Origin of the sequence: Nocardia jiangxiensis NBRC 101359, assembly GCF_000308615.1 — a bacterium.
Taxonomy (GTDB): Bacteria; Actinomycetota; Actinomycetes; order Mycobacteriales; family Mycobacteriaceae; genus Nocardia; species Nocardia jiangxiensis.
Genome location: NZ_BAGB01000165.1, coordinates 105500 through 113116 on the forward strand (window position 1 = coordinate 105500; position 7617 = coordinate 113116).

9 protein-coding genes and 1 pseudogene are annotated in these 7617 nt (G+C 66.0%); 4 read left to right on the plus strand and 6 right to left on the minus strand.

All coding sequences use genetic code 11. The annotated features are described in order from the left end of the window. Nucleotides 1-145: 145 nt before the first annotated feature. Complete coding sequence (locus tag ON40_RS40240) at nucleotides 146-346, minus strand: DUF397 domain-containing protein (protein ID WP_040830786.1); 201 nt, start codon at nucleotides 344-346, stop codon at nucleotides 146-148. Then, the gene (locus ON40_RS40245) at nucleotides 343-1146 is read right to left on the minus strand and encodes a helix-turn-helix domain-containing protein (RefSeq protein WP_040830787.1); all 804 of its coding nucleotides are present in this window, start codon (nucleotides 1144-1146) and stop codon (nucleotides 343-345) included. The genes ON40_RS40240 and ON40_RS40245 overlap by 4 nt, the downstream gene beginning before the upstream one ends. A 306-nt stretch (nucleotides 1147-1452) precedes the next feature. Here ON40_RS40245 and ON40_RS40250 point away from each other — a divergent pair, with 306 nt between their 5' ends. After that, nucleotides 1453-1770, plus strand: coding sequence for a hypothetical protein (locus ON40_RS40250; protein WP_040830788.1), 318 nt, complete (start codon nucleotides 1453-1455; stop codon nucleotides 1768-1770). Between the two features lie 28 nt (nucleotides 1771-1798). Here ON40_RS40250 and ON40_RS40255 read toward each other — a convergent pair whose 3' ends face one another. From ON40_RS40255 to ON40_RS40265, 3 genes and pseudogenes are all read right to left on the minus strand, one after another. Then, nucleotides 1799-2749 (minus strand): FAD-dependent oxidoreductase, encoded by a 951-nt coding sequence (locus ON40_RS40255; protein WP_040830789.1) that lies wholly within the window; start codon nucleotides 2747-2749, stop codon nucleotides 1799-1801. 179 nt (nucleotides 2750-2928) lie between these two features. Continuing rightward, a pseudogene (locus tag ON40_RS40260) lies at nucleotides 2929-3254 on the minus strand (darcynin family protein). A gap of 103 nt (nucleotides 3255-3357) precedes the next feature. Then, complete coding sequence (locus ON40_RS40265; RefSeq protein WP_157186752.1) at nucleotides 3358-3612, minus strand: Rossmann-fold NAD(P)-binding domain-containing protein; 255 nt, start codon at nucleotides 3610-3612, stop codon at nucleotides 3358-3360. Between ON40_RS40265 and ON40_RS40270 the strand changes: the two genes are divergently transcribed. Further along, the gene (locus tag ON40_RS40270) at nucleotides 3600-4466 is read left to right on the plus strand and encodes a LysR family transcriptional regulator (RefSeq protein ID WP_051194341.1); all 867 of its coding nucleotides are present in this window, start codon (nucleotides 3600-3602) and stop codon (nucleotides 4464-4466) included. The genes ON40_RS40265 and ON40_RS40270 overlap by 13 nt on opposite strands. A 111-nt stretch (nucleotides 4467-4577) precedes the next feature. Here the strand turns inward: ON40_RS40270 and ON40_RS40275 are convergent, their stop codons facing one another. Beyond that, entirely contained in the window at nucleotides 4578-5123 is a 546-nt protein-coding gene (locus tag ON40_RS40275; RefSeq protein ID WP_040830790.1) for a PadR family transcriptional regulator, read from the minus strand. 47 nt (nucleotides 5124-5170) lie between these two features. On the opposite strand from ON40_RS40275, the gene ON40_RS40280 reads away from it, so the two are divergent. Together ON40_RS40280 and ON40_RS40285 are read left to right on the plus strand one after the other, a co-directional pair. Then, complete coding sequence (locus ON40_RS40280) at nucleotides 5171-5734, plus strand: peptide deformylase (protein ID WP_040830791.1); 564 nt, start codon at nucleotides 5171-5173, stop codon at nucleotides 5732-5734. A 78-nt stretch (nucleotides 5735-5812) separates the two neighbouring features. Next, entirely contained in the window at nucleotides 5813-7414 is a 1602-nt protein-coding gene (locus ON40_RS40285; RefSeq protein ID WP_245568203.1) for a dolichyl-phosphate-mannose--protein mannosyltransferase, read from the plus strand. Nucleotides 7415-7617: the final 203 nt, after the last annotated feature.

Below are 7617 nucleotides of genomic sequence, written 5' to 3' on the forward strand. Positions count from 1 at the left end.
CGAATTCTGCTTGCTGTGTGGTCGCCATCGGGTGAATGAGCTTCCTGCACACCGAGGTTGATGTGAGGTGGGCCACGGTGGCGCGCCGGATTCCGGTGCCCGGTTGTGCCCCGGCGAGCCGGGGCGCACCCACTCGCGGGGGAAGCTATGTCCAGTCGTCGAATTCGCCCGCTTTGATGCCCTTGATCCATGCGGCCATCTCTGCCTGGGTGAACGCGAGTGTCCCGGCCTCACGCGCGTTCGAATTGCGTACCAGGGCACCGCCGTCGGGGGCCACGGCCACCTCGACGCAGGTGCCGTTGTCCGAGAAGGTCGATACGCGCCAGGTCGGATCGGTGTTGTTCATCGTCTATTGCTCCATTCCTTTGCCAGGCCAGTGATGAACTTCCGGGATTCACTGGGGGACAGGGCGATTCGATTCGCGGCATGCTCGTACACACCTTGAAAGTACTGAACCTCCTCGGCGTCGGTGATGAAGCGTCCTCCTCCGTAGCCTTCGATGTGAACCTGCGGCGTACCCCAGGGGTGGGACATGATGCAGAATGCGCCCAACCGGCGCGCCTCGTACTGCCCGGCCTCGTACCGGGTGATCCGGAGCGTGACATTGGGCAGCCGGGACAGTTCCACCATGGTCGAAAGTTGTTCCGCCATGACCTCGGGTGTGCCGATTCGCAAGCGCAGTGCCGACTCGGGCTGGACGAGACTCAGTTCCACCTCGCCGGAGCGCACCCGCTTCTGCCGGATCAGCCGGGTCTCGACGGTGCGGGCGATATACGCCTCGGACACGCCGTTGTAGCTGACGTGGCTGACGATGTCCTCGACATAGGCCGGGGTCTGCAGCAGCCCGTAAACGCATCGCGGTTCGTAGGAGGCGATCCTGGTCGCGGACTGCTCCATACCGAGATAGGTGCTCAACCAGGCGGGCATCTCGCCGTCGCCCTGCGGCATACTGGTCAGCATCGCGTTGAGCTCTTGCAGTTCCACACCCAGGGCCTCGGCGTATGTGCCACGCTGGTTGGGCTGCGGGGTGGAGTCGCCGCGCTCCCATTTCCCGATGGTGGTCCGGTCCACGCCGACCATGTCGGCAATCTGTTCTTGGTTGAGCCCGACGGCTTTTCGAGCGTCGATGAGTCGTTCGCGTCGCATGAACGCATCATAGAAACGCCTTGAATGCGCCATCGGAGATCGGCAACATGGAACAGGCTCCCCGGCCTTTAGAGGTCTGTCTCGTCATGCGTGGTCGGGGTGCCTTCAACCCAGGCCCTGCACGAGAGCGAAGGTTGCGATGTACGAATTGCCACAACGGTTTTCAGGTCAGCACATGTGTCCGCACCTCGCATCCGGAGTGACGGCGGATCTGCTACCGGCGGAGGTCGTGCAACTGTTCGTGGCCGCGGGGAGAGAGTGGCTGTCCAGACCGTCCGGTGACGACGTCGAGGGGCGGGCGTGCCGATGACCCGACCGGTAGCGATCGGGTACCTACGCAGGGACGTGTCCGGCACCCGGCAGCCGTGGGACGAGGAACAGATCCGATCTCTCGCACGACGATTCGGCTACGACCTGTCGCGTATCGTCGCCTTCTCGAACCAGACCGACGAACCGCACCAGCGCCTGTGCAACGTCGTGGGCCGAATCGGCGCCACCGCGGTCTTCGTCCCGAGCCTGGACCACTTCCTCACCCCCGAGGAGGTTCCGGCGGCACTACTGACCCTCGCCGACATCGTCACGGTGGACACCCGCTTCACCTACACCCGTTCCCGGGTCTCCTGACCGAACCCCGGTCGTAGCCGTCCGACATTCAAAGGGCGGCAACGAGTTCGGCCACCTCGCGGGCACAGCCGTAGCCGATGGTTATGCCTGCGCCGCCGTGGCCGTAGTTGTGGACGACGGGGGTGTCGGGGAGGGTGGTGTGGTCGAGTTCGAGGCGGACGTTCGGGCGGCCGGGGCGTAGGCCGACCAGGGTCTCGATGATCTCGCAGTCGTCGAGTTGTGGTGCGATGTCTCGGCAGCGGCGCAGGATCGACTGTGTCAGTTCGGGGTTCGGGGTGGTGTCCCACTGGTGGGGTTCCAGGGTGCCGCCGAGGATGCAGTCGGTGGCGCGGGGGTGGGCGTAGGCGCGGCCGAGGGGATGGGCTTCGTCGCGCACCGACCTCGATAGACCCGGGTTGGTGACTCGGACGATCTGTCCGCGGATGGGGTGGACAGTGGGGTCGCCGACGAGTTCACCGGCGCGCAGACCGGCGCAATTGATCACCACATCCGGTGTCAGGTCGGTGATTTCGGCGAGCTCGCCGATCGTTCGGCTCACCCAGTGCGCTCCCGCCGCGCTGACCTGGTTGCGTAGCCAGGGCAGGAAGATCGGCATTTCCACCAGCGGTACGGCGAAGCGCAATCCGGCGGCGTAACCGGGTGGCAGCTCCGATTCCTGCGCCGGGCGGAATTCTCGGACCGAATGCGCCCAATCGACGGGGCCGGGTTGTTTTCGGTACAGCGCCAACGATTCGCACATGCGCACGCCCGGAGTGCTGCCCTCGGCGAGTTGTTCCAGATGGGTGAATGTTTCTGTACCCCAGCTATTTACCTGGTCCGGCGGGCCCGCGGCCGTGGGAAACCATACCGCTGCCGCCAGATACGACGTGGTTGCCGCGATCGGATCGGCGCTGACGAGCGTGACCTCGTGCCCGGCACGTAACAACTCCGCCGCCGTGGAAAGGCCCGAAACGCCCGCTCCGACAACCACCGCTCGCATGCGGACGAGACTATGCGGTCTGCCGGGAAAGGGCCAGCACTTGGTTATCCCCCGCACTGGCGGGCGGCTTCCCTCAACTGCTTGCCGGAAATATTCTCTGCGGAAACAGCTTTCGTGCAGAAAAGCGTGGAGACCGGTGCCCTGGCTCGAATGGGGCACCGGTCCGCGGGTTCCGCTAACTATGTGCTGATGGTTGCGACCGGGGGCATGTCGTAGTTGTGGGCGTAGCCGTTCTCCACGCCGACCGGGATGTCGACGACCTCGAAATAGCGGTCCCAGAAAGGGGTTTCGCGGAGAGCGTCGATCAGGAGTTGGTAGGTGTGGTGGTCGGGGGCTTCCCAGATCCAGACGTCGGTGACCCGTGCGGAGTAGAACTCCGTGTCGTAGAAGCGGGAACGGACGCCGCTCACCCGCTTCCGGATGGTCGGGACGATATCGGTTTCGAAGGCGTCACCCGCTGTTCGACCGTCAGGGCGAGCCATTCGGGAGTGGTTTCGACCAACATGAAAGCGGTGATCGTCGATTCGGAGTTGTTGTCGGACAAGGTGATTCCCTTCTGGTGAAATCAGGAGCGTCGATCAGTGGAAGTAGCGACCGCTGGCCAGGTCCTAGAGCAGCCTCGGATATTCGGGATTCCAGCCCAGCAGCGCACGGGTGGCCGTGCTGGACGCGGCCATATCGATGCCGATGAATTTACTGAGCCAGCCGAAGTGATCACCGGCGCGTTCGGCCGGAATCGAGACGACGGGCAGGTCGAGTCCGCGTCCGATGGCCTCGGCGATATCCCGGGTCGCGATGCCGGTCTCGGTGGTGGCGTGCAGCACGGTTCCGGCGGGAGCGGGTTTTTCGAGTGCCGCCGCCACGATTCGCGGCGTCCGAGCGTCTGCACCTGTCCATCCCGGCCACGAGCCGGGCATTGGCGCGGCTGCGGCGGGCGATGAACGATCCGATTCTGGTGCGCGCCGGTCGCGGTATGGCTCCCACGCCGTTCGCGTTGCGCACCGCACCGCGAGTGCGCTCACTACTGGACGAAGCCGCCGCGCTGATCAGCGCCGAGGGTGCCGACAATATCGCGGAACTCGAGCGCACCTTCACGATTCGCATCAACGACGGTGTCGCCGCGACCCTCGCCGCGACGGCGGTGGAGGCCACGTCCGCAGCCGCGCCCGGGGTGATCCTGCGGTTCGTGGCCGAGGGCAACGAGAGCACCGAGGCCCTGCGCGACGGCTCGATCGACCTGGACATCGGTGCGGGGGAGAACACCGCCCCCGATATCCACAGCGCCTCGCTGTATCGCGAACGCGTCGTCGGCATCGTTCGCGCCGACAGTCCGCTGGGCCGTCATCGCCGCCCGACTCCCGCGCAACTGTGCCGTCACCCGCACGTCTCGGTGTCGCGTCGCGGCCACGTGCGCGGCCCCCTCGACGAGGCGCTCGAATCCCGAGGGCTGCAACGTCATGTGGCCGCTGTCGTTCCCACCTACCCCGTGGCCGCTCTCCTGGTCAGTTCGACGCATTACCTCGGCCTCGTCCCGCAACGCCTGGCCGAGCAGTACGGAACCAGCTTGGGCATCCGCTGGTTCCCCATCGCCGTACCGCTCCCCGAGATCGACGTTCGCCTGTCCTGGCACGCCCGTCTGGACGCCGACCCGGCCCAACGCTGGCTCCGCGACACCATCCGCTCCGCATTCGACAATTCGGCCCCTGCGGTCTCCTGACCATATTGTGCAGGAGCGCTTTTCGATTCAGACCGGCCAGATCGTCGGCTCGTGCTTCGAGATCATCTGGGGCCCGTGCGATTCCGCTTCGCTGGCCAGTGCATCCCGGCCTCAGCGCGGCGGAATGAGTTTATCGATATTGTCGAGAACCTTTTCATGCCAATCTATTTCGGCTTGAATTCGGATGCGGGCATGGTCGGCGATGAGGTCGTCGGTCGGGCTCTGGTCGGGCCACTGACGGTCGAGTTGGTGGTCGATTCGGGCGGTGCGGGCGCGCAGGGCGGTGATCCGGTCCTCCAGGTAGCCGCGCAGCAGGTCGCGGTCCAGGTCGGCGGCCGCGGCCAGGGCCAGGTCGACCGGGTCGGGGCGGATGTCGACCTCGGTGAGCGCCTCGTCGCGCAGCGCGCGCAGTTCGCGCTGGCCCTCCGTGGTGATCTCGTAGACGGTCCGCGCGGGCAGAGCGCCCTCCTGTTCGGTGCGGATCGGCCGGATCAGACCCTCGTCCTCCATCCGGTGCAGGGCGCTGTAGAGCGAACCGGGCTTGACCCTGGACCACAGGTCGGCCCGATCCACCCGCGCGTCGCGCCGAATCTGATGGCCGTGCATCGGGCCCCGTCTGGCCAGAGCCGCCAGGACGAACAGCCGGGTCTCGTTCATCCCTGTGAGTCTGGCACAACTACTCGGATTTGAGTACTCTCTGCCGAGTGGCGATACGACCGATTCTCATCGCAGGTGATCCCCGATTGGCAACCCCGGCGCTTCCGGTGACCGAGTTCGACGACGAGCTCGCCGCGTTCGTCGAGGATCTGTTCGAGACCAATACCGCTGCCGACGGCGCGGGTCTGGCCGCGAATCAGATCGGTGATGCGCGGTCGGTCTTCGTCTACGACCTGGTCGATGCCGGAGTGCGCCACCGCGGTCACGTGGTGAACCCGGTGCTGGAGACCTCGGAGCTGCCCGAGACCATGCCGGATCCGGACGATGATCTGGAGGGTTGCCTGTCGGTGCCGGGCGAGTGGTTCCCGACCGGCCGGGCGGGTTGGGCGAAGGTCACCGGTGTGGACATCTCCGGTGCACCGGTCGAGGTGGAGGCGACCACCGGATTGCTCGCCCGGTGCCTGCAACACGAGACCGACCATCTCGCCGGCCGGCTGTATCTGTCCCGGCTGATCGGGCGCAATCAGCGTGCGGCGCGCAAGATGATCAAGCAGCGGGGCTGGACCGAGCCCGGCGGCAGCTGGCTGCCGGGCACCGAGGATCCGCGATAGTCGTTGCCGCAGAGGCAGTTCGGGCGTGAGGCACGGCCGCCCGAACGGCTGCCGCCGCGACCGCATACGATCGGCGCGGTGAACCAGTTGACCGAGCGCCCGGTGGGTGGCGCGCGCCCGGCCCTGTCCACCCCGGCTCCGCTGCGCCCCTCGCCCGATCCCGGCCCCACCGATCGGCTGCGCGGATGGATGGTCACGCTGGTCCTGACGGCGATCGCCGCGATCACCCGATTCCAGAATCTGGGCTATCCGACCGACGGCGGCACACCGACTTTCGACGAGAAGTACTACGCCCATCAGGGCTGGGAGATGCTCACCGGCGGCGGGGTCGAGGACAATCCGGCCTACGGGTACATCGTGCATCCGCCGGTCGGCAAACAGATGATCGCGCTGGGGGAGGTGCTGTTCGGGTACACCCCGCTGGGGTGGCGGATCAGTGCGGCGGTGTTCGGAACGCTGTTGGTGCTGTTGGTCGTTCGCATCACCCGGCGCATGACGCGCTCGACCATGATCGGGGGTATCGCGGGTCTGCTGGTGATCTGCGACGGCACGAGCATGGTGCAGTCGCGCATCGGCATGCTGGACATCTTCCAGGCGCTGTTCGTGGTGGCCGCATTCGGCTGTCTGGTGGTCGATCGTGATCAGGTGCGTGCCCGGCTGGCGCGAGCGGACGCCGAGGGACGGATCGCGACGAGTCGGTACGGGCCCCGGCTGGGGGTGCGCTGGTGGCGGTTCGCGGGCGGCGTACTGCTCGGATCGGCTTGTGGGACGAAGTGGTCGGGTCTGTATTTCATCGCGGCGTTCGGGGTGCTGTCGGTCTGTTTCGATCTGGCCGCCCGGCGCGCGTACCGGGTGCCGCAGCCATGGTGGGGTACCGCACTGCGTGACATCGGACCGGCGCTGTATGCGCTGGTGATCATCCCGTTGCTGGTCTACCTGGGCAGCTACGGAGCCTGGGTCGCAAGTGAGGACGGTTACGACCGGTATTCGGTCGGCAACCCGTATGCCGGCAAACATCCGGTGGGCTCGGGCGGCCCGTGGTCCTGGGTGCCCGACGCGTTGCGGTCGCTGTGGCACAACCAGGCCGAATCACTGAATTTTCATACGGCACTGACGAATTCGGCCGGATACCATCACCCCTGGGAGTCCAAGCCCTGGACGTGGCCGATGGGCCTGCGGCCGATGCTCTACCACTACGAGGACGGCGGTGTCGCCGGCTGCGGTAAGTCGTACTGTGTCGATGCGGTGATGCTGGTGGGCACTCCCGTGCTGTGGTGGGTGTCGCTGCCGATGCTGGCCTGGGCGCTCTGGCGCAGCGTGACACGTCGCGATTGGCGTTATGCCGCAGTACTCGTCGGCTACTGCGCCGGATTCCTGCCGTGGTTCCTGGACCTGGATCGCGAGATGTACTTCTTCTACGCGGTTCCGATGGCGCCGTTCCTCGCGATGGGTGTCGCACTCGTGCTCGGGGACATTCTCGGACCCGCGCCGATCGTGCGCGAGGCCGGTGGGGATCGGTTCCTGGCGCACAGTGAGCGGCGAACGTTGAGTCTGACGGTCGTATGCCTGTATCTCGCGGCGGTGGTGGCGAATTTCGTGTGGCTGTGGCCGATTCTGACCGGGATGCCGATCAGCGTGGACGACTGGCATGCGCACCTGATGCTGCCGAGCTGGCGCTGATTTCCGTCGGAAAGTCTTGTGTTGCGCGATTTTTCAGTGTGCCGGTACGCCGGGCACGCCGAGTAGGACCGGTACTTTGCGTTCTCCGGTGTCGTCGAACGAGATGGTCGTGTCCGTCTCCTGCGGCGCGTTGACGAAAGAGACGAAGCGGGAAAGGATTTCCTCGTCCGCGAGCACTGCGGCCCATTCGTCGCGGTAGCCGG